The 26,957-nt window shown below is 64.0% G+C and carries 29 protein-coding genes; 15 read left to right on the top strand and 14 right to left on the bottom strand.

Annotated features, from left to right (window positions below; translation table 11 throughout):
• Positions 1 to 54 precede the first annotated feature (54 nt).
• From serS to rimO, 4 genes are all read left to right on the top strand, one after another.
• A complete protein-coding gene (serS, locus tag NCHOL11_RS03945; protein WP_097091160.1) occupies positions 55 to 1,332 on the top strand; it encodes a serine--tRNA ligase in 1,278 nt (425 codons plus the stop codon).
• A 120-nt stretch (positions 1,333 to 1,452) separates the two neighbouring features.
• On the top strand, positions 1,453 to 2,217 hold the full coding sequence (gene surE / locus NCHOL11_RS03940; RefSeq protein WP_097091159.1) for a 5'/3'-nucleotidase SurE: 765 nt from the start codon (positions 1,453 to 1,455) through the stop codon (positions 2,215 to 2,217).
• Between the two features lie 19 nt (positions 2,218 to 2,236).
• Positions 2,237 to 3,295, top strand: a complete 1,059-nt coding sequence (locus NCHOL11_RS03935; RefSeq protein WP_097091158.1) for a potassium channel family protein — start codon at positions 2,237 to 2,239, stop codon at positions 3,293 to 3,295.
• 38 nt (positions 3,296 to 3,333) lie between these two features.
• Entirely contained in the window at positions 3,334 to 4,716 is a 1,383-nt protein-coding gene (rimO, locus tag NCHOL11_RS03930; RefSeq protein ID WP_176502177.1) for a 30S ribosomal protein S12 methylthiotransferase RimO, read from the top strand.
• A gap of 78 nt (positions 4,717 to 4,794) precedes the next feature.
• On the opposite strand, the gene NCHOL11_RS03925 is transcribed toward rimO, so the two are convergent.
• Both NCHOL11_RS03925 and NCHOL11_RS03920 read right to left on the bottom strand, forming a co-directional pair.
• On the bottom strand, positions 4,795 to 5,631 hold the full coding sequence (locus tag NCHOL11_RS03925) for a DUF4163 domain-containing protein (RefSeq protein ID WP_255254697.1): 837 nt from the start codon (positions 5,629 to 5,631) through the stop codon (positions 4,795 to 4,797).
• A gap of 11 nt (positions 5,632 to 5,642) precedes the next feature.
• Complete coding sequence (locus tag NCHOL11_RS03920) at positions 5,643 to 5,846, bottom strand: hypothetical protein (RefSeq protein ID WP_097091156.1); 204 nt, start codon at positions 5,844 to 5,846, stop codon at positions 5,643 to 5,645.
• A 141-nt stretch (positions 5,847 to 5,987) separates the two neighbouring features.
• Between NCHOL11_RS03920 and NCHOL11_RS03915 the strand changes: the two genes are divergently transcribed.
• Genes NCHOL11_RS03915 through argC form a run of 4 tightly spaced genes read left to right on the top strand, consistent with a single transcriptional unit; the run spans position 5,988 to position 9,663 of the window.
• Positions 5,988 to 7,391 carry a leucyl aminopeptidase family protein gene (locus NCHOL11_RS03915; protein WP_097091155.1) on the top strand — a complete coding sequence of 468 codons (1,404 nt, stop codon included), beginning with the start codon at positions 5,988 to 5,990 and terminating at the stop codon, positions 7,389 to 7,391.
• 55 nt (positions 7,392 to 7,446) lie between these two features.
• Positions 7,447 to 7,854: a MarR family winged helix-turn-helix transcriptional regulator gene (locus tag NCHOL11_RS03910; RefSeq protein ID WP_097091154.1), complete on the top strand. Its 408-nt coding sequence runs from the start codon at positions 7,447 to 7,449 to the stop codon at positions 7,852 to 7,854.
• Positions 7,814 to 8,722 (top strand): C40 family peptidase, encoded by a 909-nt coding sequence (locus NCHOL11_RS03905; protein WP_097091153.1) that lies wholly within the window; start codon positions 7,814 to 7,816, stop codon positions 8,720 to 8,722. Before NCHOL11_RS03910 ends, NCHOL11_RS03905 begins: the two co-directional genes overlap by 41 nt.
• On the top strand, positions 8,719 to 9,663 hold the full coding sequence (gene argC, locus NCHOL11_RS03900; protein WP_097091152.1) for an N-acetyl-gamma-glutamyl-phosphate reductase: 945 nt from the start codon (positions 8,719 to 8,721) through the stop codon (positions 9,661 to 9,663). The genes NCHOL11_RS03905 and argC overlap by 4 nt, the downstream gene beginning before the upstream one ends.
• Before the next feature lie 10 nt (positions 9,664 to 9,673).
• Here the strand turns inward: argC and NCHOL11_RS03895 are convergent, their stop codons facing one another.
• Entirely contained in the window at positions 9,674 to 9,883 is a 210-nt protein-coding gene (locus NCHOL11_RS03895) for a hypothetical protein (RefSeq protein ID WP_176502176.1), read from the bottom strand.
• 92 nt (positions 9,884 to 9,975) lie between these two features.
• On the opposite strand from NCHOL11_RS03895, the gene NCHOL11_RS17980 reads away from it, so the two are divergent.
• Positions 9,976 to 10,275 (top strand): hypothetical protein, encoded by a 300-nt coding sequence (locus NCHOL11_RS17980; protein WP_141397804.1) that lies wholly within the window; start codon positions 9,976 to 9,978, stop codon positions 10,273 to 10,275.
• A 41-nt stretch (positions 10,276 to 10,316) separates the two neighbouring features.
• A complete protein-coding gene (locus NCHOL11_RS03890; RefSeq protein WP_097091151.1) occupies positions 10,317 to 11,645 on the top strand; it encodes a PQQ-dependent sugar dehydrogenase in 1,329 nt (442 codons plus the stop codon).
• 211 nt (positions 11,646 to 11,856) lie between these two features.
• On the opposite strand, the gene NCHOL11_RS03885 is transcribed toward NCHOL11_RS03890, so the two are convergent.
• Positions 11,857 to 12,675: an ATP-binding protein gene (locus NCHOL11_RS03885; RefSeq protein ID WP_097091150.1), complete on the bottom strand. Its 819-nt coding sequence runs from the start codon at positions 12,673 to 12,675 to the stop codon at positions 11,857 to 11,859.
• 109 nt (positions 12,676 to 12,784) lie between these two features.
• Between NCHOL11_RS03885 and NCHOL11_RS03880 the strand changes: the two genes are divergently transcribed.
• Positions 12,785 to 13,741 (top strand): L-threonylcarbamoyladenylate synthase, encoded by a 957-nt coding sequence (locus NCHOL11_RS03880; protein ID WP_097091149.1) that lies wholly within the window; start codon positions 12,785 to 12,787, stop codon positions 13,739 to 13,741.
• Between the two features lie 215 nt (positions 13,742 to 13,956).
• Here NCHOL11_RS03880 and NCHOL11_RS03875 read toward each other — a convergent pair whose 3' ends face one another.
• The 7 genes from NCHOL11_RS03875 to NCHOL11_RS03845 form a co-directional block, all read right to left on the bottom strand.
• Positions 13,957 to 14,211 carry a hypothetical protein gene (locus NCHOL11_RS03875; protein ID WP_176502175.1) on the bottom strand — a complete coding sequence of 85 codons (255 nt, stop codon included), beginning with the start codon at positions 14,209 to 14,211 and terminating at the stop codon, positions 13,957 to 13,959.
• Positions 14,212 to 14,473: 262 nt separating this feature from the next.
• On the bottom strand, positions 14,474 to 15,007 hold the full coding sequence (gene msrA, locus NCHOL11_RS03870) for a peptide-methionine (S)-S-oxide reductase MsrA (RefSeq protein WP_097091147.1): 534 nt from the start codon (positions 15,005 to 15,007) through the stop codon (positions 14,474 to 14,476).
• Between the two features lie 43 nt (positions 15,008 to 15,050).
• Positions 15,051 to 16,757 carry a long-chain-fatty-acid--CoA ligase gene (locus NCHOL11_RS03865; RefSeq protein WP_097091146.1) on the bottom strand — a complete coding sequence of 569 codons (1,707 nt, stop codon included), beginning with the start codon at positions 16,755 to 16,757 and terminating at the stop codon, positions 15,051 to 15,053.
• Positions 16,758 to 16,819: 62 nt separating this feature from the next.
• On the bottom strand, positions 16,820 to 17,503 hold the full coding sequence (locus NCHOL11_RS03860) for a DUF1013 domain-containing protein (RefSeq protein ID WP_097091145.1): 684 nt from the start codon (positions 17,501 to 17,503) through the stop codon (positions 16,820 to 16,822).
• 114 nt (positions 17,504 to 17,617) lie between these two features.
• Positions 17,618 to 18,646, bottom strand: a complete 1,029-nt coding sequence (locus tag NCHOL11_RS03855) for a glycosyltransferase family 4 protein (protein ID WP_097091144.1) — start codon at positions 18,644 to 18,646, stop codon at positions 17,618 to 17,620.
• Positions 18,646 to 19,506, bottom strand: a complete 861-nt coding sequence (locus tag NCHOL11_RS03850) for a UDP-2,3-diacylglucosamine diphosphatase (protein WP_097091143.1) — start codon at positions 19,504 to 19,506, stop codon at positions 18,646 to 18,648. The genes NCHOL11_RS03855 and NCHOL11_RS03850 overlap by 1 nt, the downstream gene beginning before the upstream one ends.
• A gap of 101 nt (positions 19,507 to 19,607) precedes the next feature.
• On the bottom strand, positions 19,608 to 20,612 hold the full coding sequence (locus NCHOL11_RS03845) for an NAD(P)H-quinone oxidoreductase (RefSeq protein WP_097091142.1): 1,005 nt from the start codon (positions 20,610 to 20,612) through the stop codon (positions 19,608 to 19,610).
• Positions 20,613 to 20,713: 101 nt separating this feature from the next.
• On the opposite strand from NCHOL11_RS03845, the gene NCHOL11_RS03840 reads away from it, so the two are divergent.
• The 3 genes from NCHOL11_RS03840 to NCHOL11_RS03830 all read left to right on the top strand — a co-directional run bounded on the left by NCHOL11_RS03840 (position 20,714) and on the right by NCHOL11_RS03830 (position 24,245).
• Complete coding sequence (locus NCHOL11_RS03840; RefSeq protein ID WP_097091141.1) at positions 20,714 to 20,911, top strand: DUF1192 domain-containing protein; 198 nt, start codon at positions 20,714 to 20,716, stop codon at positions 20,909 to 20,911.
• A gap of 157 nt (positions 20,912 to 21,068) precedes the next feature.
• Positions 21,069 to 23,387, top strand: a complete 2,319-nt coding sequence (clpA, locus tag NCHOL11_RS03835; protein WP_097091140.1) for an ATP-dependent Clp protease ATP-binding subunit ClpA — start codon at positions 21,069 to 21,071, stop codon at positions 23,385 to 23,387.
• Positions 23,388 to 23,615: 228 nt separating this feature from the next.
• Positions 23,616 to 24,245: a glutathione S-transferase family protein gene (locus NCHOL11_RS03830; protein ID WP_097091139.1), complete on the top strand. Its 630-nt coding sequence runs from the start codon at positions 23,616 to 23,618 to the stop codon at positions 24,243 to 24,245.
• A gap of 78 nt (positions 24,246 to 24,323) precedes the next feature.
• Here NCHOL11_RS03830 and NCHOL11_RS03825 read toward each other — a convergent pair whose 3' ends face one another.
• A complete protein-coding gene (locus tag NCHOL11_RS03825; protein ID WP_097091138.1) occupies positions 24,324 to 25,058 on the bottom strand; it encodes a Bax inhibitor-1/YccA family protein in 735 nt (244 codons plus the stop codon).
• A gap of 159 nt (positions 25,059 to 25,217) precedes the next feature.
• Here NCHOL11_RS03825 and thpR point away from each other — a divergent pair, with 159 nt between their 5' ends.
• Entirely contained in the window at positions 25,218 to 25,763 is a 546-nt protein-coding gene (gene thpR / locus NCHOL11_RS03820) for an RNA 2',3'-cyclic phosphodiesterase (protein WP_097091137.1), read from the top strand.
• A gap of 27 nt (positions 25,764 to 25,790) precedes the next feature.
• Here the strand turns inward: thpR and NCHOL11_RS03815 are convergent, their stop codons facing one another.
• Positions 25,791 to 26,339, bottom strand: coding sequence for a superoxide dismutase family protein (locus NCHOL11_RS03815; RefSeq protein ID WP_097092710.1), 549 nt, complete (start codon positions 26,337 to 26,339; stop codon positions 25,791 to 25,793).
• A 220-nt stretch (positions 26,340 to 26,559) separates the two neighbouring features.
• Positions 26,560 to 26,957: OmpA family protein (locus NCHOL11_RS18475; protein ID WP_255254696.1), on the bottom strand; the 398-nt coding region annotated here is incomplete at its 5' end.

The following is a 26,957-nucleotide window of genomic DNA, read 5'->3' as shown; positions in this document are numbered from 1 at the left end:
GACGGGAGCGCGCAGGGTTGCGCGGCTGATCGCGGAACGGCATAGGGCTGACCCATGCACGACATCCGTTTCATCCGCGAAAATCCCGCAGCTTTCGACGTCGGCCTTGGCCGAAGGGGGCTTGCCGCTTCAAGCGCGGACATATTGGCGCTGGATGAGCGCAGCAGGGCGATCAAGACCGAATTGCAGCAGAGCCAGGCGCGCCGGAATGAAGCGAGCAAGGCGATCGGCGCGGCCATGGCGGCCAAGGACATGGAGAAGGCCGAGACGCTGAAGGCCGAAGTCGCGGCGCTGAAGGAAAGCATGCCCGCGCTGGAGAATGAAGACCGGGAGGTGAGCGAGAAGCTGCACGCGCTGCTGTCGGCCATTCCCAACCTGCCAGCCGCAGATGTGCCCGAGGGCGCGGACGAGGCGGACAATGTCGAGGTGAGCCGCTGGGGTGAGCCGCGCGCGTTCGACTTTGCGCCGCAGGATCATGCCGACTTCGGTCCGGCGCTGGGGCTGGATTTCGAGGGCGCGGCAGCGCTTTCGGGCGCTCGCTTTGCGGCGTTGCGCGGGCAGATGGCGCGGCTGCACCGGGCGCTGGCGCAATATATGCTGGACCGCCAGTCAGGCGACAATGGCTATGAGGAAGTGAACCCGCCGCTGCTGGTGCGGGACGAGGCGCTGTTCGGCACGGGGCAGCTGCCGAAATTTGCCGAGGACCTGTTCCGCACGACCGATGGGCGCTGGCTGATCCCGACCGCCGAAGTCTCCCTCACCAATCTGGTGCGCGAGCAGATTGTCGATGTCGCGAGCCTGCCGATGCGGTTGACCGCGCTGACCCCCTGTTTCCGGTCGGAAGCGGGATCGGCGGGGCGGGATACGCGCGGCTTCATCCGCCAGCATCAGTTCGAGAAGGTGGAACTGGTCGCGATCTGCAAGCCCGAAGAATCAGAGGCCGAACATGAACGCATGTGCGCGGCGGCCGAAGGCGTGTTGCAGGCGCTGGAGCTTCCCTATCGCAAGGTGCTGCTGTGCACCGGCGACATGGGCTTTGCGGCGGCGAAGACATTCGACCTGGAAGTGTGGTTGCCGAGCCAGCAGACCTATCGCGAGATCAGCTCCATTTCCAACTGCGGCGATTTCCAGGCGCGGCGGATGAATGCGCGGTTCAAGCCGGAAGGGGAGAAGCAGACGCGCTTCCTGCATACACTGAACGGGTCGGGGCTGGCGGTCGGGCGGACGCTGGTCGCGGTGCTGGAAAATTACCAGCAGGAAGATGGCAGCGTGATCGTGCCTGAGGTGTTGAAGCCTTATATGGGTGGGATTGACAGGCTGGAGCCGAGGTAAGGCTTCCGTCTTGCGCCGTCACCCCAGCGTAGGCTGGGGTCTCAGGCCGGGTTGTGCGACATCTCCTGAGATCCCAGCTTTCGCTGGGATGACGGTAGGAAGAAGGGTTGAGGAGTCTGCATGCGTATCCTGCTGACCAATGATGATGGGGTGCATGCGCCCGGCCTCAAGGTGCTGGAGGAGATTGCGCGGACGCTCTCGGACGATATCTGGATCGTCGCGCCTGCCGAGGAGCAGTCGGGCGCGGGGCACAGCCTGACGCTGACCCGGCCGCTGCGCATCCGGCAGCATGGCGAGAAACATTATAGCGTCACCGGCACGCCGACCGATGCGGTGATGATGGCGGTCGGGCACCTGATGAAGGATGCCAAGCCCGACCTGTTGCTGTCGGGCGTCAATCGCGGGGCCAATCTGGCCGAGGACGTCACCTATTCGGGCACGGTGTCCGCCGCGATGGAGGGGGCGATTTCCGGCATCAAGTCGATTGCGCTGAGCCAGGTCTATGCGCGCGAGGGGATGGGCGATGCAGTGCCATTCGCCGCTGCGCGTGCCTGGGGTGAGAAGGTGCTGCGCCCGCTGGTCGACATGCCCGCGAGCCCGCGCCTGCTGTTCAACGTCAACTTCCCCGCGATCGACGCCGATGCGGTGAAGGGCATTCGCGTGGTGCGGCAGGGTTTCCATGACGTCGATCGCACGCATATCGTGGAGGGGACCGATCCGCGCGGCTATCGTTATTACTGGTTCGGGCTTGGCAGCAGCTCTTCGGTGCCGGAGGGCAGTGATCTGGCCGCGATCGCGGAAGGCTATGTGACCGTAACGCCGCTCCATTACGACCTGACGCAGGATGGGGCGATGGCGGCGACGGCGCGGCTGTTCGAGGCGTGAGGGGCGACCGGGCCGCGCGATGAGGATCAACCCCGCCCGCCCTCCCCTGGCGCAGACCGGCTTCCTGCGGCGGCGGTCCTCCATGCCGGTGTGGGCCGATCTTGCCTGGCGGGTGGGATTGGTGTTCGGGCTGATCGCGCTGGTGCTGCTGATCCACTGGGTCGGGCGCGACGGGCTGAAGGACAATCTGGACGACCAGATCAGCTTTGTTGACGTGCTCTATTTCACGACCGTCACCGTGACCACGGTCGGCTATGGCGACATCGTGCCGGTGAGCCCGGAAGCGCGGCTGTTCGAGGCGCTGCTGGTGACGCCGATCCGGCTGTTCGTATGGCTGATCTTTCTGGGGACGGCCTATAATCTCTTTTTCCGCAACATCTTCTACAGGTGGCGCATGGCTCGCATTCAGGCCGATCTGCATAATCATATCGTCGTCACCGGCTTCGGCACCAGCGGGAGCGAGGCGGTGCGGGAACTGCTGGCACGGGGCGTCGATCCGCGCGAGATCGTGGTGGTCGATCCGCAGGAAAAGCCGCTGGTGGAGGCGGAGGATCTGGGCTGCAACGTGATGTGCGGCGATTCGACGCGGGACAAGACGCTGAAGGACGTGGCGATCGATCGGGCGCGATCCATGATCGTGTCGGCCGGGCGGGACGATACGTCGATCCTGATCACGCTGACGGCGCGGCATCTCGCCCCTCGGCTGCCGATCAGCATCGTCGTGCGGAACGAGGATAATGAGCTGCCCGCGCGGCAGGCTGGCGCGACGACGGTGATCAACCCGGTGAGCTTTGCCGGGCTGCTGCTGGCGGGGAGCACGAGCGGGCGGCATATCGCGGACTATATGGCGGACCTGGCGGCGTCCGGCGGCGCGGTGAAACTGCATGAACGCCCGGCCGTGGCGGAGGAGATCGGCGGGCCGCTCTCGGCGATCCGCACCGGGCTGGGCGTGCGCATCTATCGTGGCGAGCGGGTCATCGGCTTTTGGGAAGAGGGGGCACAAAGGCTGGAGCCCGGCGACCTTATCATCGAGATTGTTCAAGGGCATGGCGTGGGTGAGGCGCCCAGCCCCGGCTGATCTTTCGCACGGGCGTGACATTTGGCGCGAAAATCCCTATGTGCGCGCCGATCATGGCAACCAAAATTCCCGAAGCGCCGAAGGTCGGCATGGTGTCGCTCGGCTGTCCGAAGAACCTCGTCGATTCCGAGCGCATTCTGACCAAGCTGCGGTCCGACGGCTATCTGATGTCGGCCGATTATGCCGGGGCAGACGTGGTGCTGGTCAATACCTGCGGTTTCCTCGATTCCGCGAAGGAAGAGTCGCTGGAGGCGATCGGCGAGGCGATCGCGGAGAATGGCCGCGTCATCGTGACGGGCTGCATGGGCGACGAGGCGGAACTGATCCGCCAGAAATTCCCGCAGGTGCTGGCCGTTACGGGCGCGCATCAATATGAGCAGGTGGTGAATGCGGTGCATGACGCGTCGCCGCCGATCCCCAACGCCTTTGTCGACCTGGTGCCCGAAGGCGGGCTGAAGCTGACGCCGCGTCACTACAGCTACCTCAAGATTTCGGAAGGCTGCAACCACCGCTGCTCCTTCTGCATCATTCCCTCGATCCGGGGCGACCTGGTATCGCGCAGGATCGATGCGGTGCTGCGCGAAGCGGAGAAGCTGGTCGCGGCTGGCACGAAGGAACTGCTGGTGATCAGCCAGGATACGTCTGCCTATGGCGTCGATACGCGGCATGATCCGCGCCAGTGGAAGGGCCGTGAGGTGCGCGCGCATATGACCGACCTGGCGCGTGAATTGGGCCAGTTCAGGACGAGCGAGGGCGCGGCTCCGTGGGTGCGGCTGCACTATGTCTATCCCTATCCGCATGTGGATCATGTGATCCCGCTGATGGCCGAGGGGCTGCTGACGCCCTATCTCGACATTCCGTTCCAGCATGCATCGCCCAATGTGCTGAAGGCGATGAAGCGGCCCGCCAACGAGGCGAAGGTGCTCGACCGCATCCGCAAGTGGCGGGACATCTGCCCGGACATCGCGATCCGTTCGAGCTTCGTCGTCGGCTTCCCCGGCGAGACGGAGGCGGATTTCCAATATCTGCTCGACTGGCTGGACGAGGCGCAACTGGACCGTGTGGGCGCCTTCCGGTTCGAGCCGGTGGAGGGCGCGGCGGCCAATGACTTGCCGGGCGCGGTGCCGGAAGAGGTCAAGGAAGAACGCTATCAGCGGATCATGGAGAAGACCGCCGCGATCTCGGCCACCAAGTTGCAGGCGAAGGTCGGGCGCGTGCTGCCGGTGATCATCGATGAGGTCGGCGAGCCGGACGAGGATGGTTCGGTCGGCGCGACCGCGCGGAGCCAGGCAGATGCGCCGGAGATCGACGGCAATGTGTTCCTGCGCGATGTTGGTGAAGGGCTGAAAGCTGGCGACATCCTGGATGTGGTGATCGAGGATGCCGACGAGCATGATCTTTATGGCGCGCCGGTGGCTTAGGCTGGCCTAACCAGAGGTCTCGACAGGCTAAAGGAAAGGCCCTTCGACAAGCTCAGGGCGAACGGGGGAGAGGTGTCGTTATGAGCCTCCCGCGAACGCGTTCTGATATTCGGTCTTGATCGCCTTCCGCATGGCGGCGTCTACCGCGAGCGGGACTTCATAGGTTCCTTCCGAATAGGAGCCCGCGCTATAGGGGCCGACAACGACGACGATCCGGTCGATCAGCTTGCCGCCGCGAGATGTGGGGACGAGCACTTCCTTCATCGGATCGATACATTGGGTGAAAGGATCATCGCCGCGCATGATCGGCCCTCCCCGCTTTTTCGCGCGGGCCTTGTCCAGGCCGTCGCAGAAGGACGTGCGGATGGCTTCGGCAAAGGCGGCGGGTGAGGTCATGAGCGCGTTCACGCTGGTTTCCCGCTTGCGCGCCTTGTCCCACAGCAGCACGTCATAGCCCGTCATGCCATGCGCGCCGCCCGTATAGGTGTAGCGGCTGGAGCGAAGCGACAGGAAGCGCGGCGTATCGGCCGCGACGGTCCAGCGCGTCTCCAGACTATGCGCGTGGAAAGGAAAGCCGGACTGCTGCGCCGATTTCCGGTCGTCCGCAGCCATCTTGAGCGCGTCCACCTTGCCGCTTTCCATATCCTTGCGCAACTTGGCGGCGATCTGCGGCACGGCAGACGCCTGGGCGGGCCAGGCGTAGAGAAACTCCAGCAGATCGGTCTTTTCAGCCTGCTGGAAAGGCTCGGACGGCGGCTTGGGTTGTTCCGCGCCTGCCATGCGGTTGAGGAAATTTGCCGTAGCGGCATCTTCACCCTTGTCGGCGCGCCGTTCCGGCTGATCACTGGCGGTCGGGGTGCAGGCACAGAGAAAGAGGGCCAGTCCTGCGACCGGCCCCGCCTTCTTTCGCATCATCGATTGCTGCATCAATGCGGCTTGGCCGCCAGACAGCGCTCGCTGATCGCCTTGCGGGCATAGCTGCTCTGAAGAGCGGCGGCGGCATTGGGCCAACCTTCCGCGATCAGGGCTTGTTCGACCGCATGTGCGCCGTCGAACCTTCCGCTTTCCGCCAGTTGATAGGCACGTGCACGGAGCGCCTGCTGCCGCGCATCATCGCCATGCATAACCATGTCTCTCTCCTTGCCAGTTAGCGTTGACATCAATCTAGGCCTTTCGCGCCTGAGGCGCAAACATGGCGAGGGCAGATGGAGACGGCAGCGCGGCGAAAATGGGGCTTTCCAACCCTGCCATCCTTGTCCAGAACCCTGCCCATGACCGATTATTCCGACCTGCTGAAAGCAGATAACAACCAGCCCGCCCATATGATCCAGATCGTCGATGCGGAAAGCTTCGAAAGCTGGCTTTCCGCCCAGCCGCAGCGAGTGCGCGCCATCGTTGCCGCCCAGAAATTCGCGGGCAAAGGTTATGAGCATGCGATCATTCCGGGCGACGAGCCTTCGGACTGGTCGGTGGTCGCGGGGGTCGCGAACAGGTCGAAACTCAGCAGCTGGTGCCTCGCCAAGCTGGCGGAGACATTGCCCGAGGGGCAATATCGGTTGGCGGAGGGGACGGCCGGGCCAGCCATGCTTGGCTGGCTGACGGCGCAATACAGGTTCGACCGCTATCGCCGCGACGACAATGCCGCTGGGCCGCGCGTGCTGCTGACCGGCGAGGTGGCGCAGATCGACGCGGCGGTAAGGCTGGCGCAGGCGGTGGCGCTGGTGCGCGACCTCGTCAATATTCCGGCGGGCGACATGGGGCCTGCGCAACTGGAGGAGGAAGCGGCGAAGGTCGCGGAAAGCTTCGGCGCGCGCTTCACGGTGACGAAGGGCGACCCGCTGGAGCAGGGCTTTCCGATGATCCATGCCGTGGGGCGGGCGGCGGGCAAGGAGTTTGCCCCGCGCCTCATCGAACTGCGCTGGGGCGATCCCAAGCATCCGCGCGTCGCCATCGTCGGCAAGGGCATCTGCTTCGACAGCGGCGGACTGGACATCAAACCGTCATCGGCCATGCGCCTGATGAAGAAGGATATGGGCGGTGCGGCGCATGCGCTGGCGCTCGCCCGGCTGATCATGGGCGCGCGCCTGCCGGTGCAGTTGCATGTTCTGATCCCGGCGGCGGAAAATGCGGTGGGCGCGAACGCCTTCCGGCCGGGGGACATATTGCGCAGCCGCAAGGGGGTGACGGTGGAAATCGGCAATACCGATGCGGAAGGACGGCTGGTGCTGGCCGACGCCCTGACGCTGGCGGGCGAAGATGATCCGGAGCTTGTCATCGATTATGCCACGCTGACGGGGGCGGCGCGGGTCGCCGTTGGACCCGACCTCCCTGCCCTCTTCACCAATGATGATGCATTGGCGGCAGAGATGGACGCGGCGGGCGGCGAAGTGGACGACCCGAGCTGGCGCCTGCCATTATGGGATGGCTATGCCGACATGCTGAAGTCGGACATCGCCGACATCAACAATGCGGGCGAAGGCGGCTTTGCTGGCGCGATCACTGCCGCACTGTTCCTGAAGCGGTTCGTGCCGGACAAGGCGAAATGGATTCATCTCGACACCTTCGCCTGGCGGCCGTCGCCAAAGCCGGGGCGGCCCAAGGGTGGTGAGGCATTGGGCCTGCGCGCCGTTTTCCGTCTGCTGGAACAACGTTATGAAAAATCAGGGCGGAAATGATCCTGTGGCATGAGGCCGTTACGCAACCGGATTGTGCATTATGCGTTACGGGGGCATGGATGCCGCCTCTGCACATGATCAGAGCTCTGAGCTCAACCGCCCCGGTCTGAAACAACTCGGCCAATGGATGCGAACGCTGGTCGATTATGTGCGATCCGGCAGGCCCGACCTCACCAATCGGCAAATGGCGCTGATGATGACAGTGTACATCAGCTCCGGGCCGCATACGGTCAGGGGACTCGCGGAAGCGCTGCATGTGTCGAAGCCAGTGATTACCCGGGCGCTGAACAAGCTTTCCGCGCTCGGATATCTTCGCCGGGAGCGCGATGCGGCCGACCGGCGCAATATTTTCATCACCCGGACCGCCAAAGGGGCGGAATTCCTTGACGCGTTTCACCATTTCATCGCAGGAACCGGCCGCGATGAACGCCACGACTTCAACTCTGCGGAACGCACCGCCTGAACGCATCCGGTTCAAACTGGACGGCCGCTCCGTCAAGCTGGACAGCCGCATCCATGCCGCGCGCGGCGATCTTGCCGACTTGTCGTTGGCAGGGGTGCTGTTTTCAGCCCATTACGCCCGCTCGATCGAACTGACCTGCGTCGCGGCGGGAGCGCCGGTCCTTGCCTCAGCGACGGTTACCGCGACTGCGGTAAGCGAATTGCTGCGCGGCGAAAGCTTTCATGCGCTGGACGTCACGACGGACTGGGCCTGGGGCTTTTGCGGGCATGACGGCTATGTCGGCTATGTGCGGCGCGACGCCCTGGACGTGCACGAACAGACCGATCATCGGGTGTTCGCTGGTACAGCGCCCCTGTTCAGCGCGGCCGACATCAAGTCGCCCATTCGCGACTATTGGCCGGGCGGCGCGCTCTTCACCGGAAAAGCCGAGGACGGCTTTATCGCCTGCGCCGAAGGTTATGTGCATGAGCGCCATGCCGTGGGCGCCGAAGTTCTGGAAAGCGATTGGGTCGCGGTGGCGCTACGCTATCTGGGCCAGCCCTATGTTTGGGGCGGTCGCGGCCATCGCGGCATCGACTGTTCGGGGCTTGTCCAGGTCGCGCTTGGCCAGTGCGGGATCAAGGCGCCGCGCGACACGGACTTGCAGCGCGAGGGCATTGGCGACCCCCTGCCCTCCGACGAGCCGTTGAGGCGGGGCGACTTCGTCTTCTTCCCCGGCCATGTCGGCATCATGACGGACGGCGACAATCTGCTGCATGCCAATGCGCATTGGATGGCCGTGGTGGTCGAACCCTTGGCGGACGTGGTCGCCCGGCTGGCGGATGATCATGCAGAACCCATTATTTCGCGGCGGAGGATCGGCGCGTGACTCACAAGATTTTCATCGATGGCGGGATCGGCACCACCGGGCTTGAGATTGTCGAGCGGCTTTCAGGACGGCCCGAACTGTCCTTCATCACGCTGGACGAAGACAAGCGCAAGGATGCGGCGGCACGGCGGGAGGCTTTGAACGCCGCCGATATCGTGATCCTGTGCCTGCCCGACGACGCCGCGCGCGAAGCGGTGGCCTTGATCGACAATGACCGCACGCGCGTGATCGATGCGTCCACCGCTCATCGCGTGGCGGATGGGTGGACCTATGGTTTTGCCGAGCTGGAGCCGGGTCATCGGGAAAAGCTGGCAAACGCGCGGTTCGTGTCCAATCCGGGCTGCTGGCCGACCGGCTTCCTGGCGCTGGTGCGGCCGCTGGTGCTGGGCGGACTGCTGCCAGCAGACTGGCCGGTGACGGTGTCGGGCGCGTCGGGCTATTCCGGCGGCGGCAAGGCGATGATTGCGGAGTTCGAGAGTGAAGGCGGCGCGCCGAGCGCTTTCCGGCCTTATGGGCTTAGCCTGACGCACAAGCATATCCCGGAAATGCTGCGCTATTCGGGGCTGTCGCATCCGCCGATCTTTGCGCCTGCGGTGGCTAACGCCTATCGCGGCATGATCGTCGAGGTGCCCTTGCAACTGCGCGCGATGGCGGGGGCGCCCAAGGTTGCCGACATCCATGCGGCGCTGGCGAACGCTTATGCGGGATCGCCGATCGTGAGCGTCGCTCCGCTTGAGGAAAGCGCCGTGCTTGGCCAGGTCGCGATCGAGCATGTCGGTGCGACGGATCGGCTGGCGCTGTTCGTTTTCGGCAATGACGATGCGGGTCAGGTGCGGCTGGTGGCGGCGCTCGACAATCTGGGCAAGGGGGCGGCGGGTGCTGCGGTGCAGAACCTCAACATCCTGGCGGGATTGCCGGAGACGGCCGGGCTGCGGCTCTGAACCCCGGCGCTTAGTGAACCGTGCCGAGCGGCATGTCGTGCGCGAGCAGCACGATCAGCCGCTCGATCTGGCGCCAGTGGCAGAAATGAATGTAGTTGCCAAGGTCGCGGCTGCGGTCGGCGCGCGCTGCCGCTTCATAGCCCGCATTGTCACCAAAGGCCGCCATCAGTTCCGCCGCATCCTCATAGCTTTTGCGGCCGGACAGATATGGCAACTGCATGAGAACCCCTTGAAAAAACTTACCCCGATGGGAGGCACGGTTCAAGCGCCGTGCCAGTTTGATGCTTTGACGGGCTGCGGCGGGTTACGAGGGTGAATGGTCCGTTAGCCAAGTCCCGTTGCGGCACAGTTGTGTTGGATCGGGACGGGCATGTGCCATGGCGGGCCGGTGAGCAAAGCGCTGGCCTTGGCCCGCGGGTCGTGGCAAGGGCGGTGGCGATGACCAATGGCAAGAAGAATCCGACGGGCGCGGGCGCCATCATCGCGCTGCTGATCCTGGGCGGCGCGATCATCGGCGGCATGATGGGCCAGCCGAGCGCGGGGCTGCTGGCGGGCGCGGCGCTGGGCGGCGTGATCGCGCTGCTGCTGTGGCTGCGCGAACGGGACCGATAGCACGCCTTGCGGCGCGCGTTGCGGCAGCATAGACAAGCGCCATGAAGAAGCATCTGATCGCCATCACCCTTATCCTCCTGCTGATCGCTGGGGGCGTCATTTTCTATCTGGCGCAAGGGGATAAGGCGAAGCTGGCGGCGGGCGCCGATACGGGCAAGGAGCCGGTGTTCACCGCTCCTCGCAGCGAACTCATCCCCACGATCAACGTCGCTGAAGTGAAGGTGTGGACGGCGGGCGAGAAGCCGGTGGCGGCCAAGGGCCTTGCCCTCGCGCGCTTTGCCGACGGACTCGCCCATCCGCGATCGATGCTGGTGCTGCCCAATGGCGATATTTTGGTGGCCGAGACGAACAGCCCGCCGCGCCCGTCCGGTGGGCTGGTCGATCGGGTGATGAATTACCTGATGAACAAGGCGGGCGCGGGCGTGCCTTCGGCCAATCGCATCACCTTGCTGCGCGACGCCGATGGCGACGGGCGCGCGGAGGTGAAGACGCCGTTCCTGACCGGGCTCAATTCGCCCTATGGCATGGCACTGGTCGATGGGACGCTCTACGTCGCCAATACCGACGCGCTGATGGCCTTCCCCTATAAGGAGGGCGAGACGCGGATCACCGCAAAGGGGCGCAAGATCCTGAACCTTCCCGCCAATGCGCCGAACATGCACTGGACCAAGAGCCTGACGGCTGGCCCGACGGGGCTGCTCTATGTCGGCGTCGGGTCCAACAGCAATATCGCCGAAGACGGTCTGGAAGGCGAAGCGAACCGGGCGGCGGTGCTGGAGGTCAATCCCAGGACCGGCGACTATCGCATCTATGCTTCGGGCCTGCGCAATCCGGTCGGGCTGGCATTCGAGCCCAAGAGCGGCGCGCTGTGGGGTGTCGTGAATGAGCGCGACATGCTGGGCAGCGACCTGGTGCCCGACTATCTGACCCGGATCGAGTTCGGCGGCTTTTATGGCTGGCCGTGGAATTATTGGGGCGGTTACGAAGACCGCCGCGTCCAGCCGCAGCGGCCCGAAGTGCGCGAATATACCAAGCGTCCCGACTATGCGCTGGGCAATCATGTCGCGCCGCTGGGGCTGGCCTTTGCCGACAAGGTGAAGATCGGCGGCGCGTTCGCGAACGGAGCCTTTGTCGGACTGCACGGGAGCTGGAACCGCAAGCCTGCGGCGGGTTACAAGGTGGTCTTCGTGCCCTTCGCCGCCAATGGCGAAGTGAGCAAGGCCAAGCCTGTCGATGTGCTGACCGGCTTTCTGGATGCGGACGGGCATGCGCGGGGGCGGCCGGTCGATGTCGCTGGCGACGCGAAGGGGGCGCTACTGGTCAGCGACGATGTCGGCGGCGTGATCTGGCGGGTGACTGGGGGCAAGTGATTGAGGCCGTGATCGCATATGCGGGCGCATCCGCACCAAGGCTCCTTTTCCGTCACCCCGGGCCTGACCCGGGGTCCCGCTCCCCGGGCGGCGTGAGATAAGAAGCGGGACCCCGGATCAAGTCCGGGGTGACGATCATTCAAAACATGATCATGGACGATTTCCAAGCGCTCCAAACCGAGTGCTGGTTAGGAAATCGGCAAACAAAGGATCAGAGCGCGCGGCCGTTGCGGCCTGCCAGCTCCACCACATATTGCCAGGCGACGCGGCCCGAACGGCTGCCGCGCTGCGTCGCCCACTGAATCGCTTCGAGCGGGTCGAAGCTGAGGCCGAGACTGTCGGCATAGCCGGTGACGATATCGACATAGGCCTGCTGGTCGATGGCGTGAAAGCCGAGGCTGAGGCCGAAGCGATCGGACAGCGCCATCTTGTCATCGATCACGTCCCGCGGATTGACGGGGTCATCCTGCTCGGAAAGGTGGCGCGGAACGATGTGGCGACGGTTCGAGGTGACGTAGAGGCGGACATTGGCGGGCCGCGCCGCCGTCCCGCCCTGAAGCAGGGAGCGCAGCGCGCGTGCGTCGCCGACGCCGCCTTCGTCAAAGCCGAGGTCGTCGAGGAAGAGGATGAACGGCCGCTGCGTCGTGCGCAGGAGCGAAAAGAGGCGCGGCAGGCTGGCCAGTTCATCGATCGCGCATTGCAGCAGGGCGATGTCCGCCCCTTCCCGTTGGAGCCGGTCAACGACAGCGGCGACGACGGCGGACTTGCCCGTGCCGCGCGCGCCCCAGAGCAGCACGTCATGCGCGGCATGGTGCGCGGCGTGGCGGCGGGTGTTTTCGAGCAGCGTCGCCTTTTGCGCATCGATGCCGGTCAGGAGGTCATAATTTACCGGCTCGAACGCGTCGACAGCCTGGATCGCGCTGCCGTCCCAGACATAGGCGGATGCGGCGCCGAGGTCCGCCGAGGGCGCGGGCGGCGGTGCCATGCGCTCAAGCGCGCTGGCGATGCGGCTGAGGATATCGTCGGTCATGCGGCGGGCTTAGCCCCCCTGCCCCGCCCCGGCAAGGCGAACGGGCCTGTCATTCTTCTGTAGTAATGGACTTTTACTCCACGTCGGAGGGGCTTATATCGCGGGGGCCGTGACCATCCCAAATCCTGTCTATTCCACCCGCATCTGCCGCTATGGCACCGAAGCCCTGCGCGAGGCCGCCTTGCTGATCCGCGCGGGCGAGCCCGTCGCGGTGCCGACCGAGACGGTCTATGGGCTCGCCGCCGATGCGACGGACGATAGTGCGGTCGCGGCAATCTACAGCGCCAAGGGGCGGCCAAGCTTCAACCCGCTGATCGTCCATGTCGCGGACCAGGAGATGGCGGAGCGGCTTGCCGTCTTTTCGCCAGTGGCGGACCGGCTGGCAGCGCGCTTCTGGCCCGGCGCGCTGACCATGGTGCTGCCGGTGCGGGAAGGAAGCGGCCTGTCATCGCTGGTGACGGCGGGCCTTCCGACCGTGGCATTGCGCCTGCCCGCGCACCCGGCGATGCGGGCGCTGATCCGGGAGAGTCACCGGCCGCTTGCCGCGCCGTCCGCCAATCGCAGCGGCGCGATCAGCCCAACGCGGGCGGAGCATGTGCTGGCCAGCCTCAACGGCAAGGTGCGGCTGATCCTGGACGAAGGGCCGACGAGCGAAGGACTGGAATCCACGATTGTTGCGCCAGAGGAGGATCGCATCCGACTGCTGCGGCCTGGACCGGTGACGGCGGCGATGCTGAAGGACGCGAGCGGGCTACCGGTGGTGGTCGGGGCGGAGAAGGCCAGGATCGAAGCGCCGGGACAGCTGGAAAGCCATTATGCGCCATCCAAGCCGGTGCGGCTGAACGCGCTGCGGGCGGAGAAGGATGAATATCTGATCGGCTTTGGCCTGATGCCGTGCAATCTGAACCTCAGCCCCGATGCCGATGTGCAGGAAGCGGCGGCCAACCTGTTCGCGGCGCTGCATGTGGCCGATGCGAGCGCTGCGTCGCATATCGCGGTTGCGCCCATCCCGGACGAAGGGATCGGGGTGGCGATCAATGATCGGTTGCGGCGGGCGGCGGCTTGATCCGGCGGGTGTTTGGTTTAGGTGCGTGGGGCGCGGAGGCACAGGATGTCGTGGCTTAGTGCCTTAGATCGAAATCACACCCACCCCGTTCGGGCTGAGCTTGTCGAAGCCTCCCCTGAGCCTGCCGAAGGGCCCCTCTGTCCTTAAAAAGTGGAGCCCTTCGACAGGCTCAGGGCGAACGGAGGAGAGTATTGAGGTTAGCGGGGCCTGCGCGCTCAATAACAATCCCGATAGCCAGCGCGTTTGCACTCGCGACGGCGTTGTTCTTCGGCTTGCTTGCGTTCGCGGGCTTCTCGTGCCTCTTGCTTGCGCATGCGGCGGCCGTAGTTGCGGTCGGACTCTTCCTGGCTGGTGGTCGCCCAGTCGGCGGCCTGCGCCCCGGCGCGGACCGGCAGCGTGGCGACGTCGAGCGCCGTCTTTGCGATGCAGCCCGGCAGCGTGAGCATGATAGTGGCTGCGGCGATCGTCATGAATGGGCGCATGGATATTCCCCTGTGAACTGCTGCGGGCATGGCATGGTCTGGATTAACCTTAGCCTAAGCGCTTTTGGGGTTTCCAATCTATTCCCGTCTGGGATGAGCCTGTGGAAGCCTCGTTCTTCTAAGAAAAGGAAGAACGCCCTTCGCCAGGCTCAGGGCGAACGGAGGAAGGGTGTTGGAAGAAGCGGCTCGCTGGCGCTCGTTACCCACGCCTTTCCCCTCCCTTTAAAAGGGAGGGGCCTATTTTTGGTAATCAGCCTTCGATCCGTTCGGCGAAGCCTTTGCGCAATTTGGCGAGCTTGGGCGGGATGACCGCCATGCAATAGGGGTTCCGGTCACCGACGCGGTCCCAATATTTCTGGTGGTAGTCCTCGGCGGGATACCAGGGCGCGTCAGGCTCGATCGTGGTGACGATCGAGTTCCGATGATCCGGTTGCGCGCGGGCGATCGCAGCCTTGGCTTCCGCTTCCTGCTCTGGCGAATGGGGGAAGATGGCCGAGCGATATTGGGTGCCGATGTCGTTGCCCTGGCGGTTCAGCGTCGTCGGATCATGCGTGGCGAAGAAGATGTCGAGCAAGTCGCCATAGGAGATCTCCTCCGGATCATAAGCGATGCGGATCGCTTCGGCATGGCCGGTCGCACCGGAGCAGACCTGCTCATAGCTCGGGTTTGGCAGCTGGCCGCCGATATAGCCGCTCTCGACTGACCGGACGCCTTTCAGATTTTGGTAGACCGCCTCGGTGCACCAGAAGCAGCCACCTGCCAGCGTCGCGATGTCTTCGGCCATTCGCTTGGTTCCTTATCCTGTGTGGCGCACAAGATAGGGACGGTCAGGCAGTGGTTCCAGCCTGCCGCGTCGCTGACTGCGCCTTGGCCCGTTCCTCGGCGACCAGTTCCTTGCGCGACAATTTGCCGACCAGCGTCTTGGGCAGGTTCAGGCGGATTTCGACCTCGCAGACCTTTTCATGCTTGCCGAGCTGGGGGTTGAGCCAGGCTTTCAGGCCCTCCCCATCGATGTCCGCGCCCTCCTGAAGCGTGACGAACGCCTTGGGGCATTCGCCGCGATAGGCGTCGGGGATGCCGATCACCAGCGCTTCCTTGACGGCGGGGTGATGGTAGAGCACCGCTTCGACCTGGCTTGGGAACACCTTGAAACCACCGACGGCGATCATGTCCTTCAAACGGTCGACGATCTTCACATAGCCGTCCTCGTCGATGAGGCCGACATCGCCTGTGCGGAGCCAGCCATCGACAAAGACATCCTTGTCGGCGTCGGGGCGTTGCCAATAGCCCTTCATGATCTGCGGCCCGGCGAAGACTAATTCGCCCGGTTCTCCGGGTGGTGGCGGGCGGGTCGGGTCTTCGCGATCGACCAGCTTGACGTGGGTGCCGGGGATCGGCTGGCCCACGGTGCCGGACTTGTTCAGCCCTTCATAGGGATTGGAGCAGACGACGGGGCTGCTTTCGGTAAGGCCATAGCCTTCGACCAGTTTCGCGCCGGTCGCCGCCTCGAACCGCTGCTTAACTTCCAGCGGCAATGGCGCGCCGCCGGAAATGCAGAGGCGCAGCGAGGAGAAGTCGATATTGGGCGTCGCCGGATGATCGAGCAGCGCCTGAAACATGGTGGGCACGCCGGGCATCGATGTGGGGCTGGTCCGCTGGATCGCCGCGAGCACCTGCACGGCTTCGAAGCGGGGCAGCATGACCATCTCTCCGCCATTCAGCACCGTGCGGTTGAGAACGCAGGTGTTGGCGAAGACGTGGAAGAAGGGCAGCACCGCGATGATGCGATCGACGGCCTCCGGGTGGGGATCGATGAGGCGGATCTGGCGGGCGTTGGCGGTCAGATTCTGGTGGGTCAGCATCGCGCCCTTGGGCCGTCCCGTGGTGCCGCCGGTATATTGCAGCAGGGCGACATCGTTGACGGGATCGATCTCCACAGCCGCCGAATCTTCGCCATGGCGCAGCAGGTCGGCATAGTTGGTGATGCGCGGATCATGGGGGATCTGCGCCGTCTCCTTGCGCTTGAAGAGGCGGAAGAGGACCGACTTGGCAGGGGGCAAGGCCTCCGCCACGCAGCCGACGACGAGCCGTTCCAGGCTGCTATTGTCCAGCACCTCCAGCGCGGTCGGCAGCAGCGCCTTGGCGGACAGCGTGAAGAGGATCTTTGTGCCGCTATCCTCGACCTGATGTTCCAGTTCGGCGGCGGTGTAGAGGGGGGAGAAATTGACGACGATCGCCCCCGCCATCATCGCTCCATAATAGGCGGCGACATAATGGGGGACGTTGGGAAGGTAGAGGCCGACCCGGTCGCCCTTGCGCACGCCCATGTCCTGAAGGCCCTTGGCCACGCGGCGGATGGCGTGCAGCATCTCGCCATAGGTTGTGTGGCGGCCGAGGAAATCGATCATCGCCGCGTCGGGATTGGCCTTCGCGCTGGCGACGACCATGTCGACCATCGACAGGGGGGGAAAGGACTGATCCCAGGCATTGGGATGATTATAATGGTCTTTCCAGACCGCTTCGCTGCTCTCCATTAAGGCAGGTGTAAGCCGGACCCCTGCTTTACGCAAGCGTAAAGCAGGGCATCAGAAGAGGATCAGACCTGACCCTGGTTGTTGCTGAACGGGTCGAGGATGGTCGCGGCGCCCGAGATCAGGTCGGACTCGCTCTTCAACGCTTCCTCGGCGCGGCGGGCGGCATCGTCGCGCTCGCGGCGCAGTTCTTCGATCAGCGCTTCGCGGTCGCCATCCAGGCGGGAGTCGGTCGGCGCTTCGATTCCCGCCTTCTTGGCGGCCTTCGTCACCAGCGCATCCAGCTCGCGCTGTGAACAGAGGCCGAGCGTCACCGGATCCTTGGGCACGATGTTGGAGATGTTCCAGTGCGTGCGATCGCGGATCGCGGCGATGGTGGTGCGGGTGGTGCCGATCAGCTTGCCGATCGCGCCGTCCGAGATTTCCGGATGGTTGCGCAGGATCCAGGCGATGCCATCTGGCTTGTCCTGACGCTTCGACACCGGCGTGTAGCGCGGCCCCTTGGTACGGCGAACCGGCTCGGGACCCTTCAGCATCTTGAGACGGTAATCGGGGTTCGCCTCACCCTTGTGGATTTCGTCCATGGTGATTTCATGGGCGCGGACGGGATCGCGGCCGGTATATTTGATGCCAGCCGTGTCATCGGCGATCGCCTGTACTTCCAGGATGTGCAGCCCGCAAAATTCCGCGATCTGATCAAAGCCGAGCGCGGTATTGTCGACCAGCCAACTGGCGGTCGCATGGGGCATGAGAGGCTGGGACACGAGGATTCTCCGGCACTAAAAACAACAAGGGCCGCCCAAGCAGGGCGGCCACGCCCGTCCTGAGATAGTGCAAGAAGCCCGGTGGAGCAAGGAAAAGCGTCAGGCCGCGCTGTCTCTCGCGGCGACATCGATGCAGTGGAGGCCGGTGAGAAACTCGTCGGCGCTGCGTGCCCAGCTGAAGCGTCGGCCTTGGGCGGCGCAGGCGGCACGATCGCAACGCAGCGCGAGGGTGATGGCGTCCTCCAGATCATCGGAAAGCGCGCCGCTCGCCGGGGTCACGATGTCGATCGGGCCGCTGACGGGATAAGCGACGACGGGCGTCCCGCAGGCCATCGCCTCTATCATGACAAGGCCGAACGTGTCGGTGCGGCTGGGGAAGACGAACACGTCAGCCCCCGCATAGGCGCCGGCAAGCTCCGCCCCGAACAGCGGACCGAGAAAATGCGCGTTGGGATAGGCGGTTTCCAGCTGGGCCCGGGCGGGACCATCCCCAACGACGACCTTGCTGCCGGGATGCGCGTTGCCGAGAAACGCTTCGAGATTCTTCTCGATCGCGACGCGGCCGACATAGAGCTGGATGGGCCGCGGCAAGCTAGCGAAGAGCGCTGGCGGCTCTGCCTCGGGCGTGAAGGCGGCAAGGTCCACGCCCCTGCCCCACGGCCGCACCTGCGCCAGGCCATGCGCGCGGAGCTGCTGCCGCACCGATCCCGTGGAGACGAGCACCGCCCGGGCAGGACCATGGAACCAGCGGATATAGGACCAGAACCAGCTGGCGGGCAGCCCCGTCCGGCGCGAGACATAGTCGGGGAAATGCGTGTGATATGCGGTGGTGAAAGGCACCCCGCCCCGCAGGCACCAGCGCCGCGCAGCCAGACACAATGGTCCTTCGGTCGCGATATGGACCGCGTCCGGCTGAAAGGCCGCGATCGCCTCGCCAACGACGCTTGATCGGACGAATGCGAGCCGAATTTCCGGATAGGTCGGGCAAGGGAGGGAACCGTAGAGATCGGGCGAGATGATCTTGACGGCATGACCCCGCGCCTCAAGCTCCGCCATGATGGTCTGGAGCGTCCGGACGACGCCGTTCACCTGGGGCGACCAGGCGTCGGTCACAATGACGATGCGCATCAGGCGGCCATCTTCGCGTCGGCGGCGGCGGTGCGCGCGGCAACCTCATCGGCCCAGTGCAGCACCTCCATGCGTCCGTCGAAATGTTCGACCAGCGCCGTGCAGCCTTCCACCCAATCGCCGTCATTATAATATTGGATGCCGCCGATCTCGCGCATTTCGGCATTGTGGATATGACCGCACACAACGCCATCGACGCCGCGCGTGCCCGCCTGATGCGCGACGACCTCCTCGAAGCGGGAGATGAACTCGACCGCATTCTTGACCTTGTGCTTGGCCGTCTTGCTGAGCGACCAATAGGGCAGGCCCATGCGCTGGCGGACGGCGTTCACCACGACGTTCAGGCGCATCAGCAACGTGTAGGCCGCGTCCCCCACGAAAGCGAGCCATCGATGGGCGAGCATGATGGTATCGAACTCGTCCCCGTGCAGCACGAGGAGCTTGCGGCCATCGGCGGTCTCATGGATCGCCTTGCGCCTGATTTCGACGCCGCCGAAGCTGAGGCCGGTGAACTGGCGGAACATTTCGTCATGATTGCCGGGAATATAGACGACGCGGGTGCCGCGCTTGGCCCGCTTCATGATGCGCCAGACCACGTCATTATGCGCGGCAGGCCAGTGGAAGCGGCGCTTCAACTTCCAGCCGTCGATGATGTCGCCGACCAGATACATTGTCTCGCTATCGACGCTGTCGAGGAAGTCGATCAGCATCCGGGCATTGCAGCCGCGCGTGCCGAGATGGATATCGGAGATCCAGATGGTGCGGTAACGTTTGCGCTTCCCCGCACGCTCTGGCGTATCAAGGCTGCGCGCGCCTTCATCCATGTCCGCCAGAAAGGGCAAGCGCGTGATGGCATTCATGAAGCGGGCCTTTGGAGCTGTTGTCCTCGGGACCGAATCCTTAGCCGGGCAATGTTACAATCCCGCGCCGAATGTGACGGAATTGCTACTGTGGCGCCGCGTCAGACGGTCAGCACGATTTTTCCGAAATGCTCCCCAGCATCCATCCGCGCATGAGCCCGTGCCGCCTCGGCGAGCGGGAAACGCTGGTCCATCGCCGGCCGCAGCCTGCGTTCCTGGACGAAGCTCCAGACCTCACGGACGATTTCATCGGCGACCAGGCTCTTGAAGGCGGAGGAGCGAGGGCGCAACGTCGATCCGGTCAGCGTCAGCCGCCGGGACATCACCGCCGGAATGAAGATTTCCGCCTTTGGACCGCCCAACACCGCGATGGATACATGGCGGCCATCTTCGGCAAGGCATTGGAGATTGCGCGGCACATAGTCTCCGCCCACCATGTCCAGCACGGCCTGCACGCCCTGCCCACCGGTGATGCGCTTCACCTCCTCGACAAAGTCCTGTTCCTGGTAATTGATGGCATGATCCGCGCCCCACGCCTTTGCCTGCTCGCATTTCGCGTCGCTGCCGCAGGTGACGATGATGGTGATATCGAACAGGCGGCAAAGCGAAATCGCCATGGTGCCGATGCCGCTGGTCCCGCCATGCACCAGCACCGTGTCACCGCCGACGACATAGGCCCGCTCGAACAAATTCGTCCAGACGGTGAAGAGCGTCTCTGGCAAGGCCGCCGCCTCGACAATGTCATAGCTGTCCGGAACGGGGAGGCACTGCCCGGCAGGCGCGACCGCATATTCCGCATAGCCGCCGCCCGGCAGCAGGGCGCAGACGCGCTGGCCGATCAGCCGTCCGGCGCTGCCGCCAGCCGCGACGATGGTTCCGGCAACTTCCAGCCCAGGAATGTCCGAAGCGCCCGGCGGCGGCGGATATTTTCCTTCCCGCTGCAAGACATCAGGCCGGTTGACGCCCGCCGCCGCCACCTGGATCAGCACCTCATCCTCGGCCGGGACAGGCACAGGCCGGCGTTCGAGCAGCAGCGCCTCAGGGCCGCCCGGAACGGGAATGGCGACCGCCATCATTTCCTGGGGCAACGCCGCCTCAATCGCCATGATCACGTTCCCCCAGCCCCATCATCAAGCCGCAGCTGAAATTCGCCAGCGGCTCAAGCCCCTTATTGACAGAGCCGCCGCGAGGGTCAACATTGGCATATATGGACATGGACGACGATCTGCCTCGCAAGATTGATGATCCGCTGGCCCAACTGCTTCGACAGGATTTGGGTCCCTTGTCCCTTGCCGATCTGGAAGAGCGCATCGCGGCGCTGGAGGGTGAAATAGCCCGCACCAGATCAAAGATTGAAAGCGCCGTTAACCACAAATCAAGTGCCGAGGCGTTATTCAAGCGATGAACCCGCGCCCCGCCCCTTGCGGCCCTGAACAGGGTCTCTTCGGGCACGGGCAGTCTGGCAATTCCGGCGATCAGGGACCCCTCCTTGATCCGCCGTCGAGCAATGCCGACATATGGTTCAAGACAGCCCCTCTTGCGGGCTCAGGAGTAGAATAGAAATGCCATCTTTCGCACCCGCCCTTGAAACCACGTTGCACAACGCGCTGACCCATGCGTCGGAGCGCCGCCACGAATATGCGACGCTGGAGCATCTGCTCCTCGCGCTGATCGATGACGAGCACGCTTCGAAGGTGATGCAGGCGTGCGGTGTAGAACTTGGCGAACTGGGCGACGCCGTCACCCAATATCTCGACAGCGAACTCGACAGCCTGAAGCTGGAGGGATCAAGCGACCCCTCCCCCACCAGCGGCTTTCAGCGCGTGGTCCAGCGCGCCATCCTGCACGTGCAATCTTCCGGAAAGGATGAAGTGACGGGAGCCAATGTGCTCGTCGCGCTTTTCTCCGAGAGGGAGAGTTACGCCGTCTATTTCCTCCAGCAGCAGGACATGAGCCGACTGGATGCCGTCAGCTACATCAGCCACGGCGTCGGCAAGGGTACTGCCGCTCCTGAGCAAAGCGCTGCAAAGGGCTCTCAGGAGGAGGAAAAGAAGGCGCAGGACAGCAAGGGCAAGAAGGACAGTGCCTTGGAGCAGTTCACGGTCAACCTCAATGAGAAGGCGACGCGGGGCAAGGTTGACCCGCTGATCGGCCGCAGCGCCGAAGTCGACCGGACGATCCAGATCCTGTGCCGCCGGTCGAAGAACAACCCGCTCTATGTGGGCGATCCGGGCGTCGGCAAGACCGCGATCGCGGAGGGCCTGGCGCGCAAGATCGTCGAGGGCGAGGTTCCCGACGTCTTGAAGGAAGCGGTGATCTATTCCCTCGACATGGGCGCGCTGCTCGCGGGCACCCGCTATCGCGGTGATTTCGAGGAGCGGTTGAAGGCGGTCGTCACCGAGCTTGAGAAGATGCCGCATGCGGTGCTCTTCATCGACGAAATCCATACGGTGATCGGCGCTGGCGCGACCAGCGGCGGGGCGATGGACGCGTCCAACCTGCTCAAGCCTGCCCTGTCGGGCGGCACGATCCGTTGCATCGGCTCCACCACCTACAAGGAGTTCCGCAACCATTTCGAGAAGGACCGCGCGCTGCTGCGCCGGTTCCAGAAGATCGACGTCAACGAACCTTCGGTCGAGGACACGGTCAAGATCCTCGCGGGCCTGCGCAACGCCTTTGAGGAACATCACAACGTCAAATACACCCCCGACGCGATCAAGGCGGCGGTGGAGCTGTCGGCGCGCTACATCAACGATCGCAAACTGCCGGACAAGGCGATCGACGTGATCGACGAAGTCGGCGCGATGCAGATGCTGGTGGTGCCGAGCAAGCGCAAGAAGACGATCACGCCCAAGGAGATCGAGCAGGTCATCGCGACCATGGCGCGCATCCCTCCCAAGACCGTCTCGGCCGACGACAAGTCGGTGCTGGAGACGTTGGACACGGATCTGAAGCGCGTCGTGTTCGGCCAGAACCGGGCGATCGAAGTTCTGTCCTCCGCGATCAAGCTGTCGCGGGCGGGCTTGCGCGATCCGGAAAAGCCGATCGGCAGCTATCTCTTCTCCGGCCCCACCGGCGTCGGCAAGACGGAGGTTGCCCGCCAGCTGGCCAATCTGCTCGGCATTCCGCTCCAGCGGTTCGACATGTCGGAATATATGGAACGCCACTCGGTCAGCCGCCTGATCGGCGCCCCTCCGGGCTATGTCGGCTATGATCAGGGCGGCCTGCTGACCGATGCGGTCGATCAGAACCCGCACAGCGTCCTCCTGCTGGACGAGATCGAGAAGGCCCACCCGGACCTGTTCAACATCCTGTTGCAGGTGATGGATAATGGCCGCCTGACCGATCACCACGGCAAGACGGTGGACTTTCGCAACACCATCCTCATCATGACCACCAATGCCGGTGCGTCGGACATGGCGAAGGAAAGCATCGGCTTTGGCGAACTGACCCGCGACGATGTGCAGGAAGATGCGGTGAAGAAGCTCTTCACCCCGGAATTCCGCAACCGTCTGGATGCCATCGTGCCATTCGGCTATCTGCCGCCGGAAATCGTGGCGCGGGTCATCGACAAGTTCGTGCTGCAACTTGAACTGCAACTGGCCGACCGCGACGTCCACATCACGCTGGACGACGAGGCGAAGGGCTGGCTCACCAAGAAGGGCTATGACAAGCTCTACGGTGCTCGCCCGATGGGCCGCCTGATGCAGGAAAAGATCAAGCAGCCGCTCGCCGAGGAACTGCTGTTCGGCAAGCTGGTGCATGGCGGTGAAGTGCATGTCAGGCTGAAGGACGAGGCGCTCGCCTTCGAGATCATCCCGGCGGCCCCCAAGAAGGGCAAGAAGGGTGGCAAGGCCAAGCCCGCCGAACCGGCCAAGTAAGCGGCCTGAAGCGGATGAGATGAAAGGGCGGCTCCTGAAGCCGCCCTTTTTTTTGGGGCAAAGAGGCCGGGATCAACTTGTCCCCCCTCCCGCAAGCGGAAGGGCGCCAGGGGGTGGGCCAGCGCAACAGCCGAGGCGCTCACGATCGCAGCCACCAACCAAAATTCCCGATAGTCCACAGCCTCGACTTGCGGCACTCTCCCGCTCACGCACTTAAGGGAGAACCCCATGCCCACAGACATCGCCTTCTACACCAACCCCATGTCGCGCGGACAAATCGCCCGCTGGATGCTGGAGGAGGTTGGCCAACCCTACGACATGACCATCCTCGACTATGACAGCACGATGAACGCGGCCGACTATCTCGCCATCAACCCGATGGGCAAGGTTCCCGCCATCGTGCACAAGGGCAAGGTCGTGACCGAGGCCGCCGCGATCTGCGCCTATCTGGCCGACGCTTTCCCGGACGCCGGTCTCGCCCCGTCCGTCGACCAGCGGGCCGACTATTACCGCTGGCTGTTCTTCGCCGCTGGTCCGGTCGAGGCAGCGGTCTCCAACAAGGCGCTCGGCCTCACTGTGCCCGAAGGCCGAGAACGGTCGATGGGTTATGGCAGCTATGACCAGACCGTCACCACACTGGAGAAAGCGGTGTCGGGCGGCCAATGGATCTGCGGCGACCAGTTCACCGCCGCCGATGTTTATGTCGGTTCTCAAGTGGATTGGGGCCTGACCTTCGGCACCATCGATAGCCGCCCAGCCTTCGAAGCCTATGCCGCCCGCCTGCGCGAACGCCCGGCCTACAAACGGCAGAAGGAATTGGACGGCGCACTCATTGCGCAGATGCAAAAGTCATCCTGACTCCTCTTGAACTACCCATAGAAAAAGGCCCGGCGGATCGCTCCACCGGGCCTTTTCGATTCGTCCGCAAGCGTGCGATCAGTCGCGATTGCCCATGAAGCGCAGCAGGAACAGGAACATGTTGATGAAGTCGAGATAGAGGTTCAGCGCCCCCATCACCACCGACTTGCCCATCATGTCGGTCCCTGCGACATGGGCGTAGATGTTCTTGATCTTCTGCGTGTCGTAGGCGGTGAGGCCTGCGAACAGCAGTACACCGATGAAGCTGACCACCATGTCCAGCGCGCTAGAGCGCAGGAACAGGTTGATGAGCGATGCGACCAGCAGGCCGACCACGCCCATGATCAGGAAGGTGCCGAAGCCCGATAGATCCTTCTTCGTCGTGTAGCCCCACAGGCTGAGCCCCGCGAAGGCTGCAGCCGTCGCGAAGAAGGTCTGCGCCACCGACGTACCGGTATAAACCAGCAGGACCGATGAGAGCGAAAGCCCCATCGTCACCGCATAGGCCCAGAACAGAGCCTGCATGGCGACCGTCGACAGCCGGTTCATGCCGAAGCTCATCACCATCACGAAGGCAAGCGGTGCGAGCATGATCACATATTTTAGAATGCCCGGCCCAGCCAGGATCTGGTAGGCAAAGCCGCTGGACGCGAACAGCATTGCGACGATGCCGGTCAGCAGCACGCCGCTCGCCATATAGTTGTAAACCGATAGCATGTAGCTGCGCAGGCCAGCGTCGAAAGCCTCGCCGCGCGCCACTGTCGCCCCGCCGAAACCGGCAATATTCGATCGGGGGTCAGACCAATTGGCCATGAGATAGTCTCCTTCGCCGGCGCACTTTCGCCGATATCGCTATTATCGCCCCATATGAGTGGCAATTCAAGGGAAGAGCCAACGCTCCGGGGAAGGAATAGCGCCACATCGGCACGCTTGTCCGCTGGCGCCCCGGCCAGACATCACTATATCGGCAACATGCACCGCCTGTTCGTCGCCATTCGCCCGCCGGAGGACATTCGGACGCGGTTGCTGTCGTTGATGGGCGGCATTGCCGGAGCACGCTGGCAGGACGACGATCAACTTCACCTGACGTTGCGCTTCATAGGCAATGCCGACCGCCACCACGCCAATGACCTTGCGGAAGCGCTGTCGTCCCTTCGCTTTTCGCCCTTCGCGCTCTCCTTGGCGGGCCTCGGCCAGTTCGATCGCAAGGGACGCACCCATATATTATGGGCAGGCGTCCAGCCGCACGACGCTCTCCAACACCTTCACCGGAAGATTGACCGCGCCTGCGTCGCAGCAGGCTTCCCGGCAGAAGAACGCGCCTACCTGCCGCATATAACCCTGGCGCGCTTCGGAAGGAGCGGCGGCGATACGGAAGGCTTCATCACCCATCATGCCGGTCTCTCCAGTGCGCCTTTCACGGTGGATGAAGTTGCCCTGTTCGAAAGCCATTTGACCCAGAGCGGCGCGCATTACGAGATTGCGGCGACCTATCCCGCCACGTCCGCCGCTTTATAGAGTGCGTGCGTCCACCACGATGTCGCCTTATGCAGCGGACAATATCCCACAGGCGACGCGCCCGCCTGCATTCCCCGCAGGATCGGTCTTGTTATCATCCGCCTGCGCATGAACCACGATCGCGGCGCCATCCGCGTCGAGCACAGCATTGGCTCCGCTACGTAGCGTAGCGCCAGCTATCACGAACTCCATCCGACCCGTGCCATCGTCACCAGCGGTGAGGTTCGGCATATCTCCCATGTGCATGCCCGCAGGATTGTCCTTGCCATGCTGCCTGGCCGTGGGGTTCCAATGGCCGCCCGCGCTGGCAAAGTCGGGAGGCGTGCAAGTACCCGTCATGTGCACATGAACCGCATGAACTCCAGGGGTGATCCCCATCGCCCGTACCGCCACATGCAAGCCGTCCACCGCTTCCGTCACCATGGCCTCGCCGCGGCGCGAACCATCCGCCGCCAGAAGAACGGCGCGGGCGCTGGAGGCTCCAGCGGCCCCGCTATTGACGGTGCTGACGTCAGTGCTTGCACATGCGGCAAGACTAAGGGCGAGCGGCGCGAAGACGATTGCAGCACGTTTCATGATCAAATGCACTCCCGATGAAGCATGGCTGGCGAACGCAGCAAGACGCTGTTTGTTGCGCATATAGTTCAGAATGCCAACCCGTCGAGCGGATCGCCGCCGCTCCCCTTTCCTCCGGTGCTGTGCAGCACCATGTCGCCCTACACCCCGCAAAGGAAAAGGGGCCGGTCTTTCGACCAGCCCCTCAACCTTGATCCATCCCGAAAGATGGAGATCTTGCTTACTGACCCGAACCCGGACCGTAGGTGATTTCCACACGACGGTTCTGCAGTTCGCGAACACCGTCGGCGGTTTCGACGCGGGGGTTCGATTCACCGAACGCCTGGGTCGTCATCACACCATCGGGGATGCCCTTCGAAGCCATGTAGGCCTTGACGGCGTCCGCACGGCGCTGCGACAGGCCGACGTTGTACGAGGCCGAACCCGAACGGTCCGCATAGCCTGCCAGCATGACCTGGGCGCTGCCGCAGTTGCTGTAGGCCGAAACCGCGTTGTCCAGAATGGTGGCGGCATCAGGCGTGATGTCCGACTTGTCCCATTCGAAGAAGACGATGTACGGCCCAGGGCTGCACTCAGCGACCGGCGGAGGCGGCGGCGGAGGCGGCGGGGGCGGCGGGG

It is taken from the genome of Novosphingobium sp. Chol11 (assembly GCF_900218065.1).
Taxonomy (GTDB): domain Bacteria; phylum Pseudomonadota; class Alphaproteobacteria; order Sphingomonadales; family Sphingomonadaceae; genus Sphingobium; species Sphingobium agri.
The sequence above is the reverse complement of the archived record's forward strand: the minus strand, read 5'-3'. Positions and strand labels throughout refer to the sequence as shown.

Excerpts from the sequence above, each read along its gene's own strand:
- serS (WP_097091160.1), top strand. The coding sequence starts at position 55 with ATGCACGACATCCGTTTCATCCGCGAAAATCCCGCAGCTTTCGACGTC.
- NCHOL11_RS03890 (WP_097091151.1), top strand. The coding sequence starts at position 10,317 with ATGAAGAAGCATCTGATCGCCATCACCCTTATCCTCCTGCTGATCGCT.
- NCHOL11_RS03850 (WP_097091143.1), bottom strand. The coding sequence starts at position 19,506 with ATGAATGCCATCACGCGCTTGCCCTTTCTGGCGGACATGGATGAAGGC.
- thpR (WP_097091137.1), top strand. The coding sequence starts at position 25,218 with ATGCACCGCCTGTTCGTCGCCATTCGCCCGCCGGAGGACATTCGGACG.
- NCHOL11_RS03855 (WP_097091144.1), bottom strand. The coding sequence starts at position 18,646 with ATGCGCATCGTCATTGTGACCGACGCCTGGTCGCCCCAGGTGAACGGC.
- NCHOL11_RS03845 (WP_097091142.1), bottom strand. The coding sequence starts at position 20,612 with ATGGCGATTGAGGCGGCGTTGCCCCAGGAAATGATGGCGGTCGCCATT.
- NCHOL11_RS03865 (WP_097091146.1), bottom strand. The coding sequence starts at position 16,757 with ATGGAGAGCAGCGAAGCGGTCTGGAAAGACCATTATAATCATCCCAAT.
- NCHOL11_RS03825 (WP_097091138.1), bottom strand. The coding sequence starts at position 25,058 with ATGGCCAATTGGTCTGACCCCCGATCGAATATTGCCGGTTTCGGCGGG.
- rimO (WP_176502177.1), top strand. The coding sequence starts at position 3,334 with ATGTGCGCGCCGATCATGGCAACCAAAATTCCCGAAGCGCCGAAGGTC.
- clpA (WP_097091140.1), top strand. The coding sequence starts at position 21,069 with ATGCCATCTTTCGCACCCGCCCTTGAAACCACGTTGCACAACGCGCTG.
- surE (WP_097091159.1), top strand. The coding sequence starts at position 1,453 with ATGCGTATCCTGCTGACCAATGATGATGGGGTGCATGCGCCCGGCCTC.
- NCHOL11_RS03895 (WP_176502176.1), bottom strand. The coding sequence starts at position 9,883 with ATGCAGTTGCCATATCTGTCCGGCCGCAAAAGCTATGAGGATGCGGCG.
- NCHOL11_RS03875 (WP_176502175.1), bottom strand. The coding sequence starts at position 14,211 with ATGACGATCGCCGCAGCCACTATCATGCTCACGCTGCCGGGCTGCATC.
- NCHOL11_RS03920 (WP_097091156.1), bottom strand. The coding sequence starts at position 5,846 with ATGGTTATGCATGGCGATGATGCGCGGCAGCAGGCGCTCCGTGCACGT.
- NCHOL11_RS03935 (WP_097091158.1), top strand. The coding sequence starts at position 2,237 with ATGAGGATCAACCCCGCCCGCCCTCCCCTGGCGCAGACCGGCTTCCTG.
- NCHOL11_RS03915 (WP_097091155.1), top strand. The coding sequence starts at position 5,988 with ATGACCGATTATTCCGACCTGCTGAAAGCAGATAACAACCAGCCCGCC.
- NCHOL11_RS03925 (WP_255254697.1), bottom strand. The coding sequence starts at position 5,631 with ATGATGCGAAAGAAGGCGGGGCCGGTCGCAGGACTGGCCCTCTTTCTC.
- NCHOL11_RS03905 (WP_097091153.1), top strand. The coding sequence starts at position 7,814 with ATGAACGCCACGACTTCAACTCTGCGGAACGCACCGCCTGAACGCATC.
- msrA (WP_097091147.1), bottom strand. The coding sequence starts at position 15,007 with ATGGCCGAAGACATCGCGACGCTGGCAGGTGGCTGCTTCTGGTGCACC.
- NCHOL11_RS03860 (WP_097091145.1), bottom strand. The coding sequence starts at position 17,503 with ATGCCCCATGCGACCGCCAGTTGGCTGGTCGACAATACCGCGCTCGGC.
- NCHOL11_RS03815 (WP_097092710.1), bottom strand. The coding sequence starts at position 26,339 with ATGAAACGTGCTGCAATCGTCTTCGCGCCGCTCGCCCTTAGTCTTGCC.
- NCHOL11_RS03840 (WP_097091141.1), top strand. The coding sequence starts at position 20,714 with ATGGACATGGACGACGATCTGCCTCGCAAGATTGATGATCCGCTGGCC.
- NCHOL11_RS03830 (WP_097091139.1), top strand. The coding sequence starts at position 23,616 with ATGCCCACAGACATCGCCTTCTACACCAACCCCATGTCGCGCGGACAA.
- NCHOL11_RS03910 (WP_097091154.1), top strand. The coding sequence starts at position 7,447 with ATGGATGCCGCCTCTGCACATGATCAGAGCTCTGAGCTCAACCGCCCC.
- NCHOL11_RS03885 (WP_097091150.1), bottom strand. The coding sequence starts at position 12,675 with ATGACCGACGATATCCTCAGCCGCATCGCCAGCGCGCTTGAGCGCATG.